Origin of the sequence: uncultured Paraglaciecola sp. (assembly GCF_937123705.1) — a bacterium.
Taxonomy (GTDB): domain Bacteria; phylum Pseudomonadota; class Gammaproteobacteria; order Enterobacterales; family Alteromonadaceae; genus Paraglaciecola.
In genome coordinates this window covers 186418-209014 of record NZ_CAKZKO010000038.1, presented here as the reverse complement: position 1 = coordinate 209014, position 22597 = coordinate 186418, and the positions used below count along the sequence as shown (strand labels likewise).

At 41.0% G+C, this 22597-nt stretch carries 15 protein-coding genes; 8 read left to right on the top strand and 7 right to left on the bottom strand.

Annotation, left to right across the window (positions count from 1 at the left end):
• Positions 1-122 precede the first annotated feature (122 nt).
• Genes recC through recD form a run of 3 tightly spaced genes read left to right on the top strand, consistent with a single transcriptional unit; the run spans position 123 to position 9227 of the window.
• A complete protein-coding gene (gene recC / locus Q0688_RS07160) occupies positions 123-3536 on the top strand; it encodes an exodeoxyribonuclease V subunit gamma (protein WP_299074594.1) in 3414 nt (1137 codons plus the stop codon).
• The gene (recB, locus tag Q0688_RS07155) at positions 3533-7237 is read left to right on the top strand and encodes an exodeoxyribonuclease V subunit beta (protein ID WP_299074592.1); all 3705 of its coding nucleotides are present in this window, start codon (positions 3533-3535) and stop codon (positions 7235-7237) included. Before recC ends, recB begins: the two co-directional genes overlap by 4 nt.
• A 7-nt stretch (positions 7238-7244) precedes the next feature.
• Entirely contained in the window at positions 7245-9227 is a 1983-nt protein-coding gene (recD, locus tag Q0688_RS07150) for an exodeoxyribonuclease V subunit alpha (protein WP_299074590.1), read from the top strand.
• A gap of 85 nt (positions 9228-9312) precedes the next feature.
• Here recD and Q0688_RS07145 read toward each other — a convergent pair whose 3' ends face one another.
• Together Q0688_RS07145 and Q0688_RS07140 are read right to left on the bottom strand one after the other, a co-directional pair.
• On the bottom strand, positions 9313-9585 hold the full coding sequence (locus Q0688_RS07145) for a type II toxin-antitoxin system YafQ family toxin (protein WP_299074587.1): 273 nt from the start codon (positions 9583-9585) through the stop codon (positions 9313-9315).
• On the bottom strand, positions 9586-9855 hold the full coding sequence (locus Q0688_RS07140; protein WP_299074585.1) for a type II toxin-antitoxin system RelB/DinJ family antitoxin: 270 nt from the start codon (positions 9853-9855) through the stop codon (positions 9586-9588). It abuts the gene before it with no gap.
• A 360-nt stretch (positions 9856-10215) separates the two neighbouring features.
• Between Q0688_RS07140 and Q0688_RS07135 the strand changes: the two genes are divergently transcribed.
• From Q0688_RS07135 to Q0688_RS07125, 3 genes are all read left to right on the top strand, one after another.
• Positions 10216-11022, top strand: coding sequence for a MerR family transcriptional regulator (locus Q0688_RS07135; protein WP_299074583.1), 807 nt, complete (start codon positions 10216-10218; stop codon positions 11020-11022).
• Positions 11023-11307: 285 nt separating this feature from the next.
• The gene (locus Q0688_RS07130) at positions 11308-12087 is read left to right on the top strand and encodes an SDR family oxidoreductase (protein WP_299074581.1); all 780 of its coding nucleotides are present in this window, start codon (positions 11308-11310) and stop codon (positions 12085-12087) included.
• 42 nt (positions 12088-12129) lie between these two features.
• Entirely contained in the window at positions 12130-12957 is an 828-nt protein-coding gene (locus Q0688_RS07125) for an enoyl-CoA hydratase-related protein (RefSeq protein WP_299074578.1), read from the top strand.
• A 36-nt stretch (positions 12958-12993) separates the two neighbouring features.
• Here the strand turns inward: Q0688_RS07125 and Q0688_RS07120 are convergent, their stop codons facing one another.
• Complete coding sequence (locus Q0688_RS07120) at positions 12994-14940, bottom strand: GGDEF domain-containing protein (protein WP_299074576.1); 1947 nt, start codon at positions 14938-14940, stop codon at positions 12994-12996.
• On the bottom strand, positions 14937-16037 hold the full coding sequence (locus Q0688_RS07115) for a hypothetical protein (RefSeq protein WP_299074575.1): 1101 nt from the start codon (positions 16035-16037) through the stop codon (positions 14937-14939). Before Q0688_RS07115 ends, Q0688_RS07120 begins: the two co-directional genes overlap by 4 nt.
• A 224-nt stretch (positions 16038-16261) precedes the next feature.
• Between Q0688_RS07115 and Q0688_RS07110 the strand changes: the two genes are divergently transcribed.
• Positions 16262-17731: a DUF3336 domain-containing protein gene (locus Q0688_RS07110; RefSeq protein WP_299074574.1), complete on the top strand. Its 1470-nt coding sequence runs from the start codon at positions 16262-16264 to the stop codon at positions 17729-17731.
• Between the two features lie 65 nt (positions 17732-17796).
• On the opposite strand, the gene Q0688_RS07105 is transcribed toward Q0688_RS07110, so the two are convergent.
• Positions 17797-19083: an aminotransferase class I/II-fold pyridoxal phosphate-dependent enzyme gene (locus tag Q0688_RS07105; protein WP_299074572.1), complete on the bottom strand. Its 1287-nt coding sequence runs from the start codon at positions 19081-19083 to the stop codon at positions 17797-17799.
• Between the two features lie 138 nt (positions 19084-19221).
• On the bottom strand, positions 19222-19905 hold the full coding sequence (locus tag Q0688_RS07100; protein WP_299074570.1) for a tRNA-uridine aminocarboxypropyltransferase: 684 nt from the start codon (positions 19903-19905) through the stop codon (positions 19222-19224).
• Between the two features lie 72 nt (positions 19906-19977).
• On the opposite strand from Q0688_RS07100, the gene Q0688_RS07095 reads away from it, so the two are divergent.
• Positions 19978-20523 carry a GNAT family N-acetyltransferase gene (locus Q0688_RS07095; protein ID WP_299074568.1) on the top strand — a complete coding sequence of 182 codons (546 nt, stop codon included), beginning with the start codon at positions 19978-19980 and terminating at the stop codon, positions 20521-20523.
• A 279-nt stretch (positions 20524-20802) separates the two neighbouring features.
• On the opposite strand, the gene Q0688_RS07090 is transcribed toward Q0688_RS07095, so the two are convergent.
• Positions 20803-22503, bottom strand: coding sequence for a M1 family aminopeptidase (locus tag Q0688_RS07090; protein ID WP_299074566.1), 1701 nt, complete (start codon positions 22501-22503; stop codon positions 20803-20805).
• Positions 22504-22597: the final 94 nt, after the last annotated feature.

Genomic DNA, 22597 nt, shown 5'->3' with positions numbered 1-22597 from the left:
AGCAATAACTTGAGATTATCTGAACTGCCGATTGCAGGGTTTTAAACAGAAAAATAGATTTAAAATCTGAGACTTTGATAGACTAAAAGTCTTAATAACAGGCTTTAAGAAAAAATCATCAAATGTTGTATTTGGTTCAGTCAAACAAAATGGAATGCTTAGCTGAAAGTTTAGTCAGTTGTTTGCAAGAAACCGCAAAGCAAAACACACCGCTAGGGAAGGGCGCCTCAATATTTGAACCAGAGCAAATATTAGTGCAAAGCCCAGGTATGTCGCAGTGGCTTAAAATCCAAATTGCAGGATCCCTTGGCATTACTGCCAATATCGATTTTCCATTACCTTCTAGTTTTATTTGGCAGTTGTACCAACAACATATTCAAGACTTGCCCGACCAATCTGCCTTTACTAAAGCCAATATGACATGGAAGTTGATGTCGATTTTACCTTTGAAGTTATTGGAGCCTGAATTTAAACCTATTGAGCAATATTTACTGGGCTCCAAACCGTTAAAATTATATCAATTAGCCACTAAAATCGCTGATGTGTATGACCAATATTTGGTGTATCGCCCTGACTGGATTTTACATTGGGAGGCGGGTCATAATGATTTGCCAACAGAAACTAACAGGCAAACTAATCCTACGAATATTGTTGATGCTCATCCGTGGCAACCCATTTTGTGGCGCGCCTTAATTGCTGCTAGCAAAAACTTAAAGGAATCACCTTTTCACCGGGCAAATTTGCATCACAGCTTATTAGAAGCCTTACATACATCTAACGACTCACAAGCTAGAAAGCCGCTTATGGTGTTTGGAATTTCCGCCATGCCTTTACAGCAGTTAGAAGTGCTGAGCGCCTTGTCAAAATCACGGGATGTTCTAATTTTTTGGTTTAATCCCAGTCAACACTATTGGGGCGACATTGTTGATGAAAAAACCCAAGCCAAAGCGCAATTGAAGGCGTTAAATGCAGATGAACTCAGTGGGGTCGAATTTTTAGATGTAGGTAATCCATTGTTGGCCTCTTGGGGTAAATTAGGCAGAGATTATCAAGATATGTTGTTGGGATTTGAGTTTCAGCCACAAGACTGTTTTATTGAGTCTAGGCCACAATGTTTATTGCATCATATTCAAACCGATATAAACCAATTACAGTTTAGAGCAACCAATCAGCCATTAGATGCCAGTGAACTGCTTAGCAATGGCAAACAATTCCCTAAAGTTGATATAAAGCCAACAGATAATTCTATACAAGTTCATGCATGCCATTCAAAGGTGCGAGAGCTTGAGGTATTACACGACCAACTTTTACAGCGTTTTAACGACAACCCCAATTGGCATCCAGGTGACGTGATTGTGATGATGCCAGACGTTGCCAGTTACGCCCCTTTTATTGATGGCGTATTTGGCGCTGTAGCAAGTAAATTGGCTATCCCTTACGCCATATCAGATCGTAATGTTGGCCAAGTATCACCGTTATTGAGTAGCTTCTTAGAAGCGATGAAGTTGCATCAAAGTCGCCTGACGTTATCAAGTGTCTTGTCTTTGCTAGAAGTTCCAGCAATTTTGCGAAAGTTTGCTATCGATCCTCAAGAATTTGAATTAATTCAACACTGGTTAACCGATGCTGGTGTGCGCTGGGGCTGGAATGAACAAGACAAACAGCGTTGGGACTTACCGAGTGAAAAGCAAAATACTTGGGTGTTTGGGTTACAGCGATTGTTAGCCGGTTATGCCATGTCGAGCGAAACTTTATTTAAAGGCAGCCAAGAACACATTTCGGCATATGCAGACATAGAAGGGCAGCAAGCCGTAGCCTTAGGAAAGTGTTATCAATTCACAGGATTATTAATAAAAATGTTGGCGTTTTGCCAGCAGCCACAGAATATTCCACAAAAGGTTACCCAAGCCCTTGAGCTACTCACTGAATTGTACGATGCCGATGAGAGCGAACAAACCGACTTGCAAATATTGCGAGAAACCCTCGAAAAAATGTTACTGCATAGTCACCAATTTACAGCTGCTATTGATCAAGATGTGTTTGTTAGTGAACTACAGCAAAATATTCAAGAAAAAGGGGTAGGGCAAAGATTTTTAGCGGGCTATGTGAATTTTTGCACTTTGATGCCAATGCGCAGTATTCCGTTTAAAGTGGTGTGTTTATTGGGGATAAACGACACCGACTATCCACGTCAAAGTGTTCCAATGGGGTTTGACTTAATGCGTCTTGCGCCGATTAAGCGGGGTGATCGCTCGCGAAGGTTAGACGACCGCTACCTGTTTTTAGAAGCGTTATTATCTGCCCGAGAGCAATTGTATTTTAGTTACATTGGTTTTAGCCAAAAGGACAATAGCCCGTTAGCTCCATCCATTTTACTCAGTGAATTAATCGAATATTGCCAACAAGGCTTTTGTTTGGAAGGGCAATGGCAATCTAATGTGACAGAAACCGAGCAAAATATATTGGCACATTTAACAACAAATCATAAGTTGCAACCTTTTGACCAAGGGTATTTTGAAACCACAACTAGTAGCGATTTGTTAAGTTTTAATCACAAGCAGCAAGCTATTGCTCAGCAACTAAGGCAACCGCCTTTGAAATTGAGTTTTAGCTCAGAGCCATTACCACATTCTCAAGAGCAAACCACTCAAGTTGAATTAGATACCTTAATCGAATTTTTTCACAATCCGGCCAAAGCGTTTTTTATGCAGCGCTGGCAAACCCGTTTTTATCCACTGGCGCAGCAAAATACCGATGAAGAGCCATTTGCATTTAATGGTCTAGACAAATATCAGCTAAACCAAAGATTGATCCAACATTTTCTTGCTGCCCATTCAGGGTTAGATGCCGAGCCTGAAGAACTCAACCATAGAGAAATCCACTTAACAGAATTGCTAAATAAACTAAAAGCAGAAGGCAAATTACCCACAGGTAAAAGCGCTGAAATTGTGCTTGAACCACTAGTGAAAAACAGTAATCAGTTAGTTAAACAGTTAGCAGAATTGCATTTATCTATGGATAAAAAGCACAGTGTTGATGTAGACATTTCCATTAACAAAATGCGAATCGTTGCTCGCATAGATAACCTTTATGCTCAAAATTTGCTGCTATGGCGACCGGGTAAACTCAGAGCAAAAGACCGCATAACCCTGTATCTACAATGGCTGGTTTTGTGTGCCTGTCCTCCAAAAACGGGGTTGGATCAAGCTCATTTTGTTAGCATGGATAAGCTTTATTCGTTAAATGTCATCGAATCGTCTATTGCCATACAAAACTTGCAAATATGGAAGGATAGTTGGTTACGCGGTACCAACGAGCTGTTGCACTTTTACCCCGATGCCGCGTGGCAGTGGGCTTCTAGCTTTGATGAGAATAAAACCTTAAATAGCTTTGTTGGCAATGATTTTGCCCTTGGGGAAGGTAGCGAGGCTCATATTCAAAGAGTTTGCCCAGATTTAAGCGAACACTTTACTGAGTTTTCGCAACTAGCAGAGTTATTACTTTTGCCTTTAGTAGAGCTAGGTGAAGCACCATGAGTTTGACCCAAAACGAAACTGCAACGAATCCTCATAGTGCGATGCAACCTTTAGATACTTTTACATTTCCATTGTCGGGCGCCTCTTTGATTGAAGCCAGTGCCGGTACGGGTAAAACCTACACCATAGTCAACTTGTATATTCGGTTGCTGCTAGGCCATGGTTGTGCACCATTAAATGTTGAACAAATATTAGTGGTGACTTTTACTAATGCGGCCACGGGCGAGTTAAAAGAGCGTATTAGGCAACGTTTACGCCAAGCCTATTTAGATTTTTTTGCAGGTACTAGTCAAGATCAATTTATTCAGCAACTCATTGCACAAAGTGATGATATTCAACGAGATTGCCAACGACTGGCGCTGGCCAGTAAGCAGATGGATGAAGCAGCGGTTTATACCATCCATGGATTTTGTCACAAAGCGCTTACCGAACATGCTTTTGAAAGTGGCGCTATGTATGAACAAAATTTCATTCTAGATGAGTCCCAGTGGCTTAAACTAGCGTCTGAAGACTATTGGCGTAAACATGTTGTTACCTTGCCTTTGCACAGCTTACAGATGTTGTTAGATCAGTGGGCTGCCCCCGAGGTTTTACTTAAAGATATAAAGCGTTTTCTAAATCAACATGCAACATCCAAACAAACCATAACCATTGAAGACGCCATTAAAAGTGTAGATAGTTATGTGGCTTACCTTAATAAAGTCAAAAAGTGGTGGGTATCTAATGAAGTTAGCCAACAACTGAGTAAAGCGAATCTAAAAGGCAACGCTAAGCTGGCAAAATTGCCAACACTCCAAGCCATGCAAGCCTTATGTAAAAGTGATGGATTACAAATTGATTTTGATGCCAAAGGTTGGCTGTTGTTCTCCCCAGAACAAATAGTAAAGGCAGCAAAAAAGGGCAGTGAGGATTTGTCGCATCTTGACTTTTCGCAGTTTGAGCAACTTCATCAGTTATTCACTCAATGCCAAAATAATGTGATCCTCGCTGTTAGTGCCCATGGACTTAAAGAAATCTCAGCCAATCTTGCCTCTCAAAAGCAAATGTTGCAGTTGTTATCACCCGATGATTTGTTAGTGGCTTTGCAGCAAGCGTTAAGTCATCAAGCTGCAGGTACAAATGCAGATGGTGCTAGCTCTTTAGCTAAAATCATTAAGCAAAACTATCCAGCTGCTTTAATCGATGAATTTCAAGATACCGATCCAATACAGTTTGAAGTCTTTAAAGGGATTTATTCAAAGACGAAACACAGCCATGAGAGTGATCCCGCAGCTTGTTGGATAATGATTGGCGACCCTAAACAAGCCATTTACGCCTTTCGAGGTGCGGACATATTCACTTATATCAAGGCTAAAGACTGGGTAGCTTGTCAAAGGCATTTTACCCTAGCAACCAACTGGCGTTCTGCGCCTAGCTTGATCCATGTCATTAATCAGCTATTTGCGAGCAGTAAAAAAGGCTTTATGTTTGAAAATAGTATTCCGTTTTACCCAGTTAAAGCAGGGCGCGAATTAGCGGGGTTAAGCATCAAAGGCGAAACGATTAAAAGCTTAGATTTTAATCATCTCACCAGCGCTCAAGGGCAGCCAATTTCTGCCAATGTGGCCTCTCTTGAGTTGGCGAAAGCCACGGCTAATCAGATTTCTCAGTGGTTGCAGTTAGCACAAAATCAACAAGCGCAAATTCAAGGCCGTGCCCTAACGGCGGCTGATTTTTGTGTGCTGGTTCGCGACCGTAAAGAAGCCCAATTGATCAAAGATGCATTGGCAAAGGTAAACGTAGCCAGTGTTTATTTAGCCAGAAAAAGCGTATTTACAACAACTGTTGCTATTGATTTATTGCGAGTGCTTAAAGCCCTAAGCCACCCCACTGATGAAAGGTTACTCAAAGCGGCCTTGATGAGCGAATTGTTTACCTTTACTGCCCAACAACTAGACACATTATTTACTGATGAATCCCGCTGGCAAGACGTGTTAGAGCAGCGTTTTTACTGGCATCAAACTTGGCAAAAATACGGCGTCATTAAAGCCATAAACCAAGTGCTCGATTATTTTGATGTGGAACAACAGTTGATTAAACATTTAGCCGATGGTTTAAGACGGATCACTGACTTACGGCATTTAAGCGAGTTACTACAACAGCAAAGTTTGCAATTGGTTGGCGAAACTCAGCTTATTCATTGGTTTGAAAACTGTATAGTAGAGCCAGATCACCAAAACGAGAGTCAACAAATTCGTTTAGAAAGTGATGCTAATTTGGTGCAAATTATTACCCTACATTCCTCCAAAGGTTTAGAGTTTCCATTGGTATTTATTCCCTTCGCCAGCAGCTACCGCTCCGCGCAGCAGGCTTTATATCACAATGATTCACAACAACTTGAAGTAGACTTTTTAGACACAGATCACAACCTACAAAAAGCGGACTTTGAGCGTTTAGCTGAAGATATTCGATTATTATACGTTGCGGTAACTCGCGCCATTTACTATTGCTCAATTGGTGTATGGAATATCACGTTAGGCAAAAGTAAAAAATCCTCAGGTTTTACATTATCAGGGCTAGGTAGTTTGTTAATGGAAACCCAAGACAGCCCTGAACTAAGTCTACAAAACTCAATCTCCGATCAACAAATAGCAGAGCGTATTCAAGCCCTTGCTGAAAAATGTGAGCTGTCGTATCGAAGCTTCACAGAAGCCTTACCTGCAATCAAACTCAGTCCGCCTGAAGTGGATCCACAACAACAAACACTTTTAGCTAAACAACTGAAATCACCTATCAATCGTGAATGGCGTTTAACCAGTTATTCGGCCATTAGTAGCCAGCAAGCCCATTTGGATATGCCAGCTCCAGGGCAGGATGAAGGGCTAGATCACCTTACAAATATTGAATTCGAAGCGCAGCTCCCTGAGCAAGCAATTACAGGTACAGTGCAACAAAGTCCTTTTAGTTTTGAGCGTGGAGCCAATGCCGGATCGTTTTTACATGGGGTGTTAGAAAATACTGATTTGCAGCAGCCGCAGCAGTTGCCAGATGCCATAACCCAGCAATCCACATGGTTTGGTATAAGTGACGATTGGCATGATTGTGTGAAGAGCTGGTTAAGTGATGTGTTGTTATCGCCTTTTGCTGCTGAAAGCGAAAACGCAAAGTTATGTTTGAATGAACTTAGTGCCAAGCACGTTAAAGTAGAGATGGAGTTTCACATGCCTTTGCACCACGTAAAGGTAAAAGACTTTAATCACATCATTAATCAATATTTTAAACAACATAAGCGAGATTACCAGTTTGAACAACTTAACGGCATGATCAAAGGTTTTATCGACTTAATGTTTGAATTTGACGGCAAGTTTTATGTGGCAGATTATAAATCAAACCATTTAGGCAACGGTTACGAGCACTACCGCTTTGCATCGATGCAGCAAGCCATGTCAGATCACGATTATCATCTACAGGCGATTTTATACACGTTGGCATTACACCGTTGGCTGTCACTAAAGCTGCCTAATTATGACTATGATACTCACATCGGCGGTGCTTACTATTTGTTTTTACGAGGCATGACCCAAGCACAACCGGGTAATGGGGTGTATTTTATGTTGCCAGAAAAATCAATGATTGAAGCTCTAGATAGGTTGTTTTCAGGAGAGCAACTAGCGACATCGCCACAACAAAGCCAACAAAAATCTCAAATGGATTTATGGTAGGGCGGCTATGTTAAATCAACTTAAAAATCCCCCCACTTTAAATGATGCGTTACAACAACTGCAGCAAATGGCCAAAATTCGCGCAATTGACTTGGCTTTTGCAGACTTTGTGTATTCTGAAGAGTTGAGCTTAGAGCTGCAACAAAGAGACTGTTTTGCTATGTTAGCCGCCTATGTAAGTGCCCAGTCGGGTGAACAACATAGCTGTGTAGATATAGAAAAAATAGGGCAACCTTTTGCCGAAGCTTATTTTTTCCCTGAATTAGGTATTCTGCAAAGTTATCTAAGCAATGCCCATTGTATTGCAGTTGTGCCCAATACAATGAATGAAACAACAGCGATTATCGCCAAGCCATTAGTGCTTCAAAGTGGAAAGCTCTATTTGCACCGTTATTGGCAATATGAACAACAACTTGCCGCTATCATTAGAGAAAAAGCGGGTAAAAATCGCGAACTAGATGTTTTATCAACCCAATCCATACTCAATAAACTCTTTGAAAATAGCGAAAATGAAACTTTAGACTGGCAAAAAGTAGCTGTGTGTATTGCCGCCAGTCAATCCTTGTGTTTTATCACTGGTGGGCCAGGTACTGGTAAAACCACCACAGTGACAAAGCTATTGGCGCTGCTCCAAGGGCTAGCGGTAACTAAGAGAAAACCCCTTAATATACAATTGGTTGCCCCAACCGGAAAAGCAGCGGCTAGGTTAACCGAGTCCATCAACAAGGCTAAACAATCCTTACCTACTGAATTACAAACGCACTTACCAGAGCAGTGCCAAACCGTTCATCGATTATTAGGTGCCAAGTCGCAAAGCCCCTATTTTAAAGCCGATGCTGAGCATCCATTACATCTTGACGTACTAGTGTTAGACGAAGCCTCAATGGTGGACTTGCCGCTAATGGCAAAATTGTTTGCGGCTTTGCCTGATCATGCGCAAGTCATCTTATTAGGGGATCAAGACCAACTGGCTTCGGTTGAAACAGGCAGTGTGTTATCTGATATTTGCGCAGTCAGTGACGCTCAATATACGCATTTGGACTCTTGGTTACTTCAACAAAATGGATTGCATAATTACAGCAATAAAATGCAGCAACATTTAGCGCAGTTATTAGCTATCGGATCGCCAACAACACTGCACTCGCAACAGCCAGCTCAATCATCTCAATGTGTTATTCAAGACAATCTAGTGCGTTTAATTAAAAGTCATCGATTTGATGAGAATAGTGGCATTGGTCAACTTGCCACCCAAGTTAAAATGGGGCAATACCCAGCATGTACTAATTTGTTTAAAAACCAGCAATATTCAGATATTGCATGGTATCAACCCACACAAACCTCAACTCAAGGAGTGAGTAACGAAATACTGACATCCTTGATCATAAAGTTACTGCCAATTTACCAAAACTATCACCAAGCGGTAAAACAAGGTGACTTAGCTCAAGCCTTTAACTATCTTGAGCAACAACAAGTGTTATGTGCCCAAAAGAGTGGATGTTGGGGCGTATTGCAGCTAAATGCATTGATTGAGAGTGAAATGCATAGACAAGGGCTGATTGATAACAGTAAAGATTTTTATCACGGCAGGCCGATTATGCTTTCAAAAAACGATCATCAACTAAAGTTATTTAACGGCGATATAGGCATAGTGATGGCCGACCCCAATAACTCAACATTAACCAAAGTCTGGTTTGTCACACCAGAAGGTGAATACAGAGGGCTGTTACCAAGTCGCCTACCAAGCCACGACACCCAATACGCCATGACCATTCACAAAAGCCAAGGCTCAGAATTTGAATCAGTGTATTTGTGTTTACCACCCATAACCACCAACCACCAAGGCCGAGGGTTAAATCGCGAGTTAATATACACCGGCCTAACAAGGGCAAAAAAGCAGTTTATGTTGTTTGCAGAAGCTAAAGCATTGAAGTTGAGTTTGGCGCAACAAGTTGCACGCGGCAGTGGCTTGGCAGGGCGGTTATTGCTGTGAAATAATTGGCGAAATAGATGCAAGGGACGGTCAAAAGATTAAGAGTATAAGCAATCTTTTTTTGCTTCTTATTGAAGCGTTGGTGCTAGCGAAATAACTCACTATGGGTGCCAATTCTAGCTAGTTTGAGAGTCTTGTTTTCAATTTTATAAATTAAAACTAGATCTGGTTTGACGTGGCAATCGCGATAGTTCGACCAATTTCCAGTCAGCGCATGGTCGACGTATTTTTCTGTTAATGTTTTACCTTGTTGTAAAGTCGTAATAATGTGACCAACTTCAATCACATCAGGTATTGCCAGCTTGATTATTTTCTTAAAGTCCTTCTTGAATTGAGTCGAGTACTCTAATTTATACATTTAGATTTTATTGGCGCTCAACTCTTGAAATAGTTGGCTGACATCGTTAGCAACTTTACCATTTCCATTTTCTAGCTCTTGAATAGCCTCAAGTGTTTTAGGGTTAGGAGTTTTCGAGCGCAACTCAAATGGTATACCACCATAGTTAATCACAGCTTTAGCAAATAATTTTATTGCCTGCGACGGGCTTAAACCAACCTCGTCACAAACATGTGTAAAAGCCAGTTTAGTATCATGATCAATGCGCGTGCTTAGCATTTCAGTCTTCATTTCGATCGCCTTTGTTATACATAGTAATACAATGATAGCAAATAGCACCTAACAAGCAAATCAACAAGGACGAAAAACATTTGACTAGCCTCATTTAAACCGTCGTGGTCAGGTTCGTTGAAAAGCCAGAGTCACTTAAATTTTGAGGCCTTAAGTACTTTTGACCCTCTATCACCACCATGTGGTTAAGGCTTGGCTCTTCTAGACAGTACAAAACGCGTAATAGATAACTCCATTTATTCAATTCAGTTGGTTTCAACGAACCTGACCCCTCAGATCCAGATAAATGGCTTGACCCTTACGTTGCGTAATACTGGAAGATAGGTTTTGTTTTTAGAAAATGAAAAAAGGAATAATGCTTTGAAACCAGATAAAGAATTGAGTGTAAGCCAGCTGAGTAAAATTGCAGGTGTTAGTGTGCGTACTTTACATCATTATGATTTGATTGGCTTATTAAAACCAAATCGAGGTGAGAATGGGTATCGAATATATAACCAAAAACACTTAGTTTTATTGCAACAAATTGTGATTTACCGTGAGTTAGACTTTGCTTTAGCTGACATTCAACATATTTTACACACCAAGGACTTTGATCAATTACAAGCGCTAAAAGATCAAAATAAGCTGTTATTGGCAAGGCAGAAAACGACCGGTTTGATGATTAAAAGTTTGCAGAAAACAATGAATATGATCGAAGGCAAAAAGAATCTAGAAATACTTTTTAGTGAGTTACCTAAAGTAAAAGTTGAGCGTTGGAATACCATGCTAGAACAAGGGTTAGCAGAAGAAGGCTTAGAAGAGCAACTCTCAGCCTTAGGGCAATTAACCAATGATCAGGCCAAAACTGAACAACAACAATTTGATATTTGGGTTGATAGTTATATAAAAATATTAGCTCAGCCCATTGATTCACTGCCTGTTCAAAATAGCATAAAAGCCCATTACATCATGATCAATGGTTTTTTTAGGAAGTTATATCCAGATAATTATAAAGGCATTGGTTTTGAAGGGTATTTGAAGTTAACCGATGAAGTGTTATCTAACCCAGTATCGAACGAAATGTACGAACATTACCAAATGGGTATGGCTAACCATTTACATGATGCTATGGCTTATTTTTCTGAAAATACTTTGCAGCAAAACTTGGATAGCTTGCGGGTGTTATGACATTTTCAAAGTAAAAGTTTATGGGGGTTTTGTAGAAACAAACTAGATTTTGTTGTGCTTTACTATGACGACCTTTATAAACAATTATCAAGAATATAAATGCAAATTGTTCAATAGCATTAGGCTTGTCATGGCATAGTCATTACCATTTTAAAGTCAAATTTCTAGCTCGTTGACCTGTCAATTTTTGCCTTTGCGATTTAGTTCGTACATTGGCGCAAAATCAGGTTAATTAGTTCGATTTTTAAACATTTCCTTAAAATTTATTCAACAAGGAGAAGCCTTTTGGAATTGCAGGACAAGATAATAGTTATCACAGGCGCTGGCAGCGGTATTGGCCGTGCCTTAGCGGTGCGTTTTCATGCACAAGGTGCTAAGCAGATTGTTGCAGTTGATATCAACTTAGATAACGCTCAAGAGACGGCAAAGATGGTCAGTGGCGTGGCTATGATGGCCGATGTGAGTAAAGAAGACGATATTTCTAGGATAATCGAAGAAACCGAAGCTAAGGTTGGCCCTATCGATTTGTTTTGCTCAAACGCTGGTGTGGCTTTAGGCGAGGGCATTGATTCTGCCAATGGTGAATGGCAAGCTAGTTGGGATATTAATGTGATGTCTCATGTGTATGCGGCTCGCCATTTAGTACCGCGCATGGTGGCTAGAGGGGGCGGGTATTTCTTGAATACATCATCCGCTGCAGGTTTACTGAATCAAATTGGTGGTGCAGCTTATGGCGTCACTAAACACGCAGCCGTGGGTTTTGGTGAGTGGTTGGCTATTCACCACAAACATCAAGGTATTAAAGTGTCGTTGTTATGCCCACAGGCGGTGCGAACACCTATGACAGATAATGATAACGAAGCCACAGCCGCTGCGGCGAGTAACGGCATGATAGAGCCTGAAGAGCTAGCTAATTGTGTGGTGGATGAATTACGTAAAGAGAGTTTTTTGATTTTGCCTCATCCAATAGTGGCAGAGTATATGACAAACAAAACCTCTAACTACGACCGCTGGATTGGCGGTATGAATAAAATGATGCGCCATATAATGGGTATCGGTAAATAAATTCAGTTTAAGAAAAATTAATTTAAGACCTAAGGAAGTAACATGAGCTTTTCATCCAATGTAATCAGTATCGAAAAACAAGGGCAGGTGGGTATCGTTTGGTTAGACAGAGAGGCCAAATACAATGCGCTGTCTACCGAGTTATGGTCGGCAATTCCTGGAGCATTAAATGCGCTGTGTGAAGATAGTGAGATTGGTTCAATCGTATTTACCGGTCGAGGTAAACACTTTTGCGCGGGGATCGACTTAGTCGAAGATGGCTTGAGCGCACATAAAAAAGCCAAGGCGCGATCTGCAGCCGAAGCTAATTTAGAACAACTTAGCAATACCGGAAAGTTCCAAGCAGCCATTACGGCTATTGCCGACTGTCCATTGCCAGTTATTGCCGTGATTAAAGGTGTGTGTTTAGGGGCGGGCGTTGATTTGATTAGCGCGTGCGATATTCGCATCGCCAGTGCTTGTTCGTTGTTTAGTGTGCGCGAAACCAAATTAGGTTTGGTTGCTGATGTTGGCACATTGCAACGTTTGCCAAAAATTCTAAACGCTGGCCATGTGGCCGAGCTTGCCTATACAGGTAAAGATATCAAAGCGGATCGCGCCGAAAAAATTGGCTTGGTCAACGATGTGTACGAGTCAGCCGAAGCCACAATGGAAGCGGGCATCGCCCTTGCACGTGAAATTGCCGCCAATTCACCTATGGCAGTACGTGGTACTAAGTATATTTTGCGTAAATCAGAAAATCTCACCGAAGAGCAAAGCCTCACGCTAAATGGCATGTTCACTTTAATGACCAGTTTGCAGTCAAATGATTTGCAGGAAGGCATAAAAGCCTTTGCCGAACGCCGAGCGCCTAAGTTTACTGGTAGCTAAGATTGCGCTTTATATGCGCTATCATAGTGCATACGGTTATTGCTTTTGTGGCTGAACGACAACGCGATTTCGGCCACAATCTTTGGCTTGGTATAAGGCGTTATCTGCCTTCTTAATAAGATAGGATAATTCTTCCTCGTCTTGATAGCAGGCGATACCAGCGCTAATGCTTTGTTGTAATTTCGGTGCTATTTTTGTCCAAGGGTATTGTATAACAGTCTGCAAAAGTCTATTTGCTATGTCTAACGCATCATGCTGCTGTGTGTTTGGCAATAATATTAAAAACTCTTCTCCACCGACTCGGCCTACTATGTCTTCATTGCGCACCACTTTTTTGGCAAGCTGGGCAATGATTACCAATACTTTATCTCCGATATCATGACCAAAGGTATCATTAACATTTTTAAAGTTGTCGGCGTCAAATGAGATAATGCTGAACGCTTGATGTTCGGTTTTACACTGTCTGAATAAGCGCTCTGCATGATTATAGGTATCTCGTCTATTGGCGAGTTTGGTTAGTTCGTCAGTTAAGGCTAAGACTTTGAATTGTTTGTTTTTATTGTGTTGTTTAAAGGTAAACCAAGTAACAAATAACAGTAAAATCGCAATCAGAATAATCACAACTGATTGTAGTAATTCATTCTGTTTAAGTGCGTCTAGTCTTAATTCTTTTTCTTTAGCAGCTTTTATTAGCAAAGTGTTTTCGTTCTGAATTCTAGCGGTATCAAAGCGTGCTTGTAGCTCAGCATTTTGTTGTGAAAGTGCTTGCAGATCTAATTGTTCATGTACCCCTATATAGGCAAGTAATGCACTATTGGCACTCTGATAATCGCCTGTTGCGGTAAGTAGTGTGTTTTTTAGTAATAAAGCCTTAGCGACATATCGTTGATTATTGTCTTTGGCAAAAGCAGACTCTGCCAAAGATAAAGCAAGTAGCGCCTTGTTATATTGGTTTAAATCAAAATATGTCTTAGCAAAATACAATTGCATAAAACTATAAGGCGAATTGTGTTGCGGGGTAATAATTTTTTCTGCTGCAAGTAAGGCGTTTAGGGCTCGATTGGGGTGCCCAAGTGCAAGCAGATTATTGGCAATACTGACCGACATATCCGCTGCGAGTATAGGATGGCTATCTCGTAGAAATAATTTACTACGCTTGTAACCTTCGATTGCTAAATCAAGGTTACCGAGTTGTTCATAGCTGGAAGCAATATGTATATTAACTTGATTAGCCGCAAAATTTTTACCTAGATCAAGGTAATTTTTTTCTAAAGCCAATTGGTATCTTAGGGCTGTTGTTATGTCACCAGAACGCCTATAACTGGCGGCTAATTCTGTTAAATTGGCATTCGCCCAGTGGGGTAAATTTAATGATTTAAAGAGCTCTTGAGCGGTTATTAGGTCTTTAATTGCTATGGAGTGATTACCTTGAAAAGAAGAAATCGCGCCACGGATCCCACGCCCTTGTGCGACCAAAAAGATATCTCCTAATTGATAGGCATGATTAATGGCATTACTGAGTTGCGTGAATGCGTCCGCTAATTTACCTACAAACTGAGTATAGTAAGCCCGACACTGTTGTAAGCTCACAGTTGTCGCGGTGACAGTGTCTTGTGGGAACTTTTCTAACTCTTGGTTAGCATAAAGTAGCGCCTGTTCCATTTGCCGTTGATCTTTCATGGGCTGATGCCAGCACTTAGCTTGTATTAGCCATTTTTTTTGTTGGCTGTTGAGATGGGTTTTCAATGATTCTAGCTGTTGCACTAACTGCAATGCGTGCGCGGGTGAGTTTATGTCGTTGCTTTGTAATTGCAAAATAATTCGCTGAACCATTTCATTTTGAGGATTATTAGCTAAAGCAAAGGTGCTAACTGTTAAGGTGAAAAATAGAATGAATAGATACTTTATCCTGTGATTTAAAGCGTTAATGAACCAAAATCTAACTGCTAGAAAACTAGTGTGACGAGTTGAGGCAGATTTCATTCTATAGGTAGTTCCTTTCGCAGTATTGTTTTTAATTCGGTTAGGTGAGGATGGTTTGCGGTGTTTTCTAGTGTTTTATTAACATACCACTGTAAATTTGCTTTTGCTCCAGCTTTTATAAGCATTATAGCGATTTCATAGTGTTCAAGGATCAAGGCTAAGTCTAACGGAAGCTTGCGAGTTTTGTTGCCCCTTGCCAACAACAATTGGGCGTTTTCATCAGCATATTGATCATTGAAGAGTAACTGTTGTAAAAATGCCACTTGGTTTGCCTCAACGGCATGATGCAAACAGTTTTTGCCATTGGCATCTTCTAAATGGGTGGCGTCGCCTAGCTTATTTGGGTCTAACGAATTAGCATATGCAAACAAAGCCATATCACCTTTACGGCAAGCACCTAATTTCATAAATGAATTGTGAGGGTCTGCGCCTGCGTCAAGAAGCACTTCTATGCTTTTAATAATATCACCATGATAGGCAAACATAACCACATCGAGCGGTGAAGCGTCAAGAATACTAACTTGCCTACTGGGCGTATGCTCACCGGGGGTTGTTATATTGGGATTGGCCCCCACTGCTAAGAACATTTGAATGGCTGGAACGTCAGCATAACTAGCAACTTTTACTAAGTAGGGGATTGAGCCTTGAAATAGTCCTGAGTTGGGGTCAACACCTGCATCTAGTGCTTGTTGTATTTTACTGATATCGGATTCAGTGCCAGTATTTAAAGCGCTGTGCATTAATTGTTCAGAGGATGTAAGCGTCATCACTTGGCGGGATTTATCTTCAAAGGCGCCGTATTTTGCTGCCATAAATATATGGCCAACAACACTAATCAAAATATAAAGATAAGCCCATCTTAAGGATGTTTTAGAACCAATAAAAGATTGAATAAATGTTAAAGTAAACAGCAAAAAATGTAGTGGCGCAGACACTAAAGTAAAGGAAAATAAAAAGATTGCCCACAAGGCAATGCCAGTGTCGCCAGAGGTATTGGCTCCTTTTTCAAATACCACCAAACAAATTAAGCTAACAATTAATGCACAAAAAGTAAGCCAATTAATAAACTTAGTATTGATACCCTTTTTTTTGTTCATAGGCCAATGTACCTTCTCTGTGACTTGATTAGCATTCTATAAAGTAAGCTAAACTGCTTACACAACAATTTGTTGGGTGACATTTAGTCGCCACTCTTTACTAAAGGATATTAAAATAACAATCCTCACACTTGTAGGTTTATATCATCCATCTTGATGGTTCACAGTGTTTTTTTTCTATAAGATAGGCTTATATTCTTTTACCTTTGTGGAACTTTGACGCTATGTTAACCATGTCTAAAACCCTTGCTCTCACGCGCATAGAGCGAAAAATGCGCGAGGCCAATAGTTATGCGGATTGGAAAACGGCTGCCTTAGAGCATGATGCCAAATCTGGTTTTGAAGCGTGGAAGAGTAAAGAACAATCGAAAAGTTATGACTATGTAAATATTCGTACCAGGATCAATACTTTACAACAGTTAAGGCGCAGAGAAGATGATGTAGGGTTGCTGTTTGCACTTAATGAAGGGATCCATGGTAATCAAGGCGGTATGGGGAAATCAAGCCTCTACAAGCTGGCAAAATTTGGCACTAAACACTTAATTGAAGAATATGTTGATGAAATAGTCGACGCCCTAGAGCATATTTCATGCATTCCTGAATCCAGTGAAATTACGCGTGAAGACAAAATTGATTTTTTTGAACGTGCTAGCCATTGTTTTGGACGCTCTGCGTTGATGTTAAGCGGGGCAGGGTCACTTGGGCATTTTCACCGCGGGGTGGTGAAAACCTTATTTGAACATAATTTATTGCCTACTGTTATTTCAGGCTCAAGTGCTGGGGCGGTTTCTGCAGCCATACTAGGCACAAACACTGATGAAGCGTTAACTTCGATACTACTGGATGAAAAAGGGCTCGATCCACTACAAGCCGAAATTGATAACCGCCCTAAAAGCCTGGTGCGACCTCAAAATAACTCAACTTCTCTCAAGTTGATGTTAGAGGCGAGTATTCCAGATATTACATTTCAAGAAGCCTACGAGAAAACCGGGCGCATGATAAGTATTACCATTGCACCTTATGAAGAGCATCAAACTTCTAGGCTAATGAATGCCGTTACTTCGCCCAATGTGTATGTGCGTTCGGCGGTTATGGCATCTTGTGCCGTGCCTGGTGTTTTTGAGCCTGTGATGTTGATGGCAAAAAATGTCTATGGTGAGGCCCAACCTTATTTACCGGATCGTCGCTGGGTAGATGGTGCTGTAACCGACGACTTACCGGCAAAAAGACTTGCCAGACTTTATGGGGTGAATCATTATATTGTGAGCCAAGCCAATCCCCTCGCTCTGGCTATTATGAAAGGCGAAGAATATATGCCTGTGCCTGAAGGAGCGAAGAAGGTATTGCGATTATCCACCCACGAAATGTTAAAAAGTGGTGAGAAATTTAGTCGTCGGTACCTGCGTAAAATTCCTGATGTGGGTAAAAGCATGAGTATGTTTTATTCGGTAATGGCGCAAGATTACAAAGGGGACATCAATATAGTTCCCAATTTCAATTTTGTGGATCCGCAAAAACTCTTAGGACAACTCACCTCTACTGAAATTCAGAAATTGGTTGCTGAAGGTGAGCGTTCGACATGGCCACAATTAGAGCAAATAAAAATTTGCTCTAAAATTGGGCAAAAATTAGAAGCAATACTCGATCATCATAGTGATCACAATATTAAGCGTTTATACAAAAAGCGCCGCTGAGATTTAAACTCTAATAAGTAGAAAGTGGTTGGACTATCTTGCTCCAACCAGTCTCACTTTAGTGCTTATATTGAATCAAGGGCTTGACTCACATCTGCAATAATATCGTCAATATTTTCGATACCCACCGAAATTCTAACCAAATCTTCGCTGACACCCGCCTTAGCTAACTCTTGTGGATTGAGTTGTCTGTGGGTAGTGGAAGCAGGGTGGCAAGCTAATGATTTTGCATCACCAATATTCACTAAGCGTAAAATCATTTGTAACGCATCAATAAATTGCCCACCTGCGATTTTACTGGAAGAGTGGCTACTGGTTTTGATCCCGAAACTTAATATACCCGAGGCTTTTCCTTGAGATATTTTTTGACAAGTCGCGTTGTACGGACTGTCTGGCAGCGCGGCGTAATTTACCCAGCTAACTTTAGAGTGATTGGCTAAATAGGCCGCGAGTTTTTCGGCGTTTTCACAATGACGCTCCATTCGTAAACCTAAGGTTTCAAGCCCCATTAAAATATTAAATGAATTGGTGGGTGATATGGCGGCACCAGTATTGCGTAATGGTGCCACGCGGCAACGACCAATGTATGCAGCCGCGCCTAAAGCCTCGGTGAAAACCACCCCATGATAGGAAGGATCTGGCTGATTTAATACCGCAAAACGCGCTTTATTGGCGGCCCAATCAAACTTTCCTGAATCAACAATAATGCCGCCAATAGAAGTGCCATGACCCCCTATGTATTTAGTCAGCGAATGAATAACTATAGCCGCGCCATGTTCAATAGGACGACATAAAAAGGGCGTCGCAACGGTATTGTCCACAATAAGAGGTACACCGTGTTTGGCACCAATTTCTGCTAATTTTTGAAGATCCACTACATTGCCAGCGGGGTTGCCAATAGATTCACAAAAAATCGCTTTGGTTTTGTCATCGATGGCCGCTTCAAAAGCAGCATAGTCGTCGCCATTTATCATACGGGCTTCTATCCCTTGGTTTGGTAGGGCATGAGCGAACAAATTGTAAGTACCACCATAAAGTTGGCTGGTGCTAATAATATTATCACCAACTGAACAAATACATTGAATAGCATAAGTGATAGCGGCCATGCCTGAGGCCACGGCGAGGGCTCCTATCCCTCCTTCCATTGCGGCGACACGCTCTTCGAGTACCGCCGTTGTTGGGTTCATTATGCGTGTGTAAATATTGCCAGGTACTTTAAGGTCAAATAGGTCGGCACCATGTTGGGTATTGTCAAAGGTATAGGACGTGGTTTGGTATATTGGAACCGCTGCAGCTTTAGTGGTCTCTTCTGAGGTGTAACCATGGTGTAAGGCTAGTGATTCTAATTTCATTGTGGGTATCCTATTTGATGAGTAGTTTTAATGCCTCAACCATAGCTTGATGTGTTTGCTAAGTTCAAATAGAACTGCTGTAATTTATTGTGTCAATTTGGAATATGGTATGCGCCTAATCAAAAATCAGTATTGCAACTAAATAAGGGTTAAATGGGCCTTTCCAGCTATATATGCTCCTTTGAAATGTTGAAAGTATACTTGAAGTGCCTCTGCCGCTTGTTCATCCGCAGCCAGCTTTAATATCTCTATTGCCACCTCAGCCGTGCAAAGTTGATGGGCATGGGCCGCTTCTCGTAGTTGGTACACAGAGGCTGCTTCCGGTTGAATTCCTAACACCGGCAAATGGGAAAAAGACGGACTTTTAAACATCTTGCTAGCCTCACGCCAGGTGCCATCTAACATCACAAATAATGGTATTTTTCCTTGTTGAATACTGCTTAGATCCTGCGGTGAGTCTATGCATCTATGGGCGTCGGCGTATTGCTGTGGAAACACCACTATAGGCTGGTATTTTGGATTGTTTAATAAAGAGATTAAGGCGGGATCGGGTGCTACTCTATCCCATCTAAATGCATAATTATCAGGGATCACATCAGCAATAAGCTTACCGGTATTACTAGGTTTATAATACTCATTCTTGTACATCACTATACAAAATGCACTACGGCTAACAGTGCTTGGTCGCAGCGCACAAATGCATTTGGCTACAGGTATTAAACAACGATCGCAGCGCTTGACTTTATAGCCTCTGGCTCGAAATTCCTTAGTTGATAAGGCTAATTGCTGCTGGCGCAAAATATGTACAGCATTAATATGCACGTAAAAATCCCATGAAAAAATATTCTTAATTGTAATATCATCGCATTTTTGCAGATCTTAAGTTAGGAAACTATGAAAATTCCGGTTGATAAACATATACATCTCGAATTTTTAGTACCGGCATTCGCCGAACCTTTATATCAATTAACCCTTAAAAATCGAGCTCACCTAAAAAACTGGCTGGCATGGTTAGATTTAGTCCATACACTAGAAGATACTCAAACCTTTATAGATACGGCTGTTGCCCAACACAACGACAATCAGGGGACTAACTTTGCCATCATTGCGGCTGGCAAGTTAGTCGGATTGGCTGGCTTTAATCAGATTGATTATCAAAATAAATGGGGTGCAATAGGGTATTGGTTGTGTGCGTCTTGCACGGGTAAAGGTGTTATGACAAAAGTGGTAAAAAGCCTATTGGAATATGGATTTGTTGAAGGGAAACTAAATAAAATAGAAATACGCTGCGCTGAAAAAAACACTAAAAGCAGAGCCATTCCTGAGCGTTTAGGTTTTACATACGAAGCCAGTTTACGTCAATGTGAATGGCTATATGATCACTATGTTGATCATGCTGTGTATTCGATGTTGGCCAGTGAATATAAGGTTCAAAAATAATAGGTTATCAGGTTATTTATTAGCTTAGGTTAAATATCTTAGTTCTAATCGTTAAATTGGGTTGTCAAGGTATATGGATTCCCGATAACAGCATTCGGGAATGACAGTTTTAATACTCGGGAATGACAGTTTCGATATTCGGGATTGACAGCGTTAGCCCCCGGAAATGACAGTCATAGCATCGAGGGTAACAGCGGTAATAAAAGGAAAGACAGCCGTAACACTGGGGTGTGACGGCTGAAGCATTTGTAGTAGGTTGAGAGAATTTTATTTAGAGATTTAACCTCTGTTATCGCGTTTTGCTTGGTTTTCTTCGCATAAGCCAATAATGGGTAAATAGCGAAGAACTTTCATCTGAGGATCGATAATAACGTGGTCTTGTGGCAGCACATCTAGCGTTATTTGGTCATCTTGGGTTGTGTAGATAGCCGTTTCACCATTTATTGATATTGTTATTGGCATCGGAAACGGTAGGTTATCAGGTGTTTTCCATGTCAGCACTAATTGCTTATCTGTTCGTGTTTGCAGTAATTCAGGTAACGCGGCGCGTTTTAAATAGACCTCAAATAGCCATGAATAATCTTCACTACTTAGCTGGTTGATAATATCAATAAATGCTTGGGTGTTTCTATACCTAGGGGTTATTGGATAAGTTAGTGCTTTGGTATCTGCAGTACCGTATAAAAGTTGTCGTGTTGCTTGCCAAAACAATTGATCTCCCACTAACCATCTAAGGGTATGTAAAGTCCAGCCACCTTTACCGTAGATGTCTGAATTAAAGGCTTGCTGTGAGGTTATTTCACCTTCTAATACCACTGGATGGCAGTTAACTAGCCCTAAGTAAGACTCGTACATAGTGTGGATATAGGCCGCTTCACCAAACTTATATAGGCTGTAAATTGGCTGCATGTACAGGCCAAACCCTTCATGTATCCACGCATCGTTGAGTTTTTCGTGAGTGACAAGATTTCCAAACCATTCATGGGCTAATTCATGATGAAGTAACCAGTCAAAGCCATTTTTGTCACGCAAATATTTTTTGCCATAAGCATTAATGGTTTGATGCTCCATGCCTAAATGAGGCGTTTCCACAAAGCCTAATTTTTGATTACCCCAAGGGTAGGGACCTAATAGTTCTTCATAAAAACTAACTTGCTGTAACAAGTCGTCGTTGATCAAACTTTGGGCTTTAGCTGCGTTTTCATTCAATGCCCAAAATTCTATGGGGACCGACTCACCGTTAATGCTGGTGTAACTTTGTTGAATGCGGGTGTAGGGGCCAATATTAAGGGCGATATTATAATCACTGGCAGGCACAGACAATTGCCAATTAAAGGTGTGTCTTTTGTCATCAATCTTGACAGTTGACATTAAAATGCCGTTGGTAACAGCACTCACGGTTTGCGGTACTGTGAGTGAAATCTCCATAGTGTCAGCCTTATCGGCAAAGTGATCCTTACATGGCCAAAATAGGTCGCAACCTTCTCCTTGTACCGCTGTAGCTATCCACGGCGTGCCATTTTCAGTTTCGCTCCATACAAAGCCACCAGACCAAGGTGCATTTAAGGCTATATGGGGCTTCCCTGCATAATGGACTGCTACATTCACTATGTCGCCTACTACTTTAGCGCTAGGTAATTGGATAGTGATAACGCCGCCAAGTCTGTCATATTTGGCCATTTGCTCATCAACTAATATTTGGGAAATATCAAAGCGGCTGTCTAGTTTTAGTTCAACTTGAGAGGTGTTTTGCGTAATTAAAAACTGGCTGTATCCTACTCCTGCGATACTTTTAGAATCGGGAAATACCTCAAGGTGCAAACCGTAACTCACAACGTCGGTACTATTGGCTATCGCAGAAAAAGTTTTGCCGGTATCACCGATTATTGGATCCAGAGGAGGAACCGAACTACAGGCTGTTAACATCATGACACCTGTCAATACAGCCATAGATTGATATTTTTTGAATGTTGATTTCACGCATATTTCCTAAATTATTTTTATAAATTGTATACTTACATGACTTTATTGTGAGTTCTAGTCTAAGACCAAGCCCTATATAAGAAATGATTGG

Coding starts and splice junctions, on each gene's coding strand:
- recC (WP_299074594.1), top strand. CDS start 123: ATGTTGTATTTGGTTCAGTCAAACAAAATGGAATGCTTAGCTGAAAGT.
- recB (WP_299074592.1), top strand. CDS start 3,533: ATGAGTTTGACCCAAAACGAAACTGCAACGAATCCTCATAGTGCGATG.
- recD (WP_299074590.1), top strand. CDS start 7,245: ATGTTAAATCAACTTAAAAATCCCCCCACTTTAAATGATGCGTTACAA.
- Q0688_RS07145 (WP_299074587.1), bottom strand. CDS start 9,585: ATGTATAAATTAGAGTACTCGACTCAATTCAAGAAGGACTTTAAGAAA.
- Q0688_RS07140 (WP_299074585.1), bottom strand. CDS start 9,855: ATGAAGACTGAAATGCTAAGCACGCGCATTGATCATGATACTAAACTG.
- Q0688_RS07125 (WP_299074578.1), top strand. CDS start 12,130: ATGAGCTTTTCATCCAATGTAATCAGTATCGAAAAACAAGGGCAGGTG.
- Q0688_RS07120 (WP_299074576.1), bottom strand. CDS start 14,940: ATGAAATCTGCCTCAACTCGTCACACTAGTTTTCTAGCAGTTAGATTT.
- Q0688_RS07115 (WP_299074575.1), bottom strand. CDS start 16,037: ATGAACAAAAAAAAGGGTATCAATACTAAGTTTATTAATTGGCTTACT.
- Q0688_RS07110 (WP_299074574.1), top strand. CDS start 16,262: ATGTTAACCATGTCTAAAACCCTTGCTCTCACGCGCATAGAGCGAAAA.
- Q0688_RS07105 (WP_299074572.1), bottom strand. CDS start 19,083: ATGAAATTAGAATCACTAGCCTTACACCATGGTTACACCTCAGAAGAG.
- Q0688_RS07095 (WP_299074568.1), top strand. CDS start 19,978: ATGAAAATTCCGGTTGATAAACATATACATCTCGAATTTTTAGTACCG.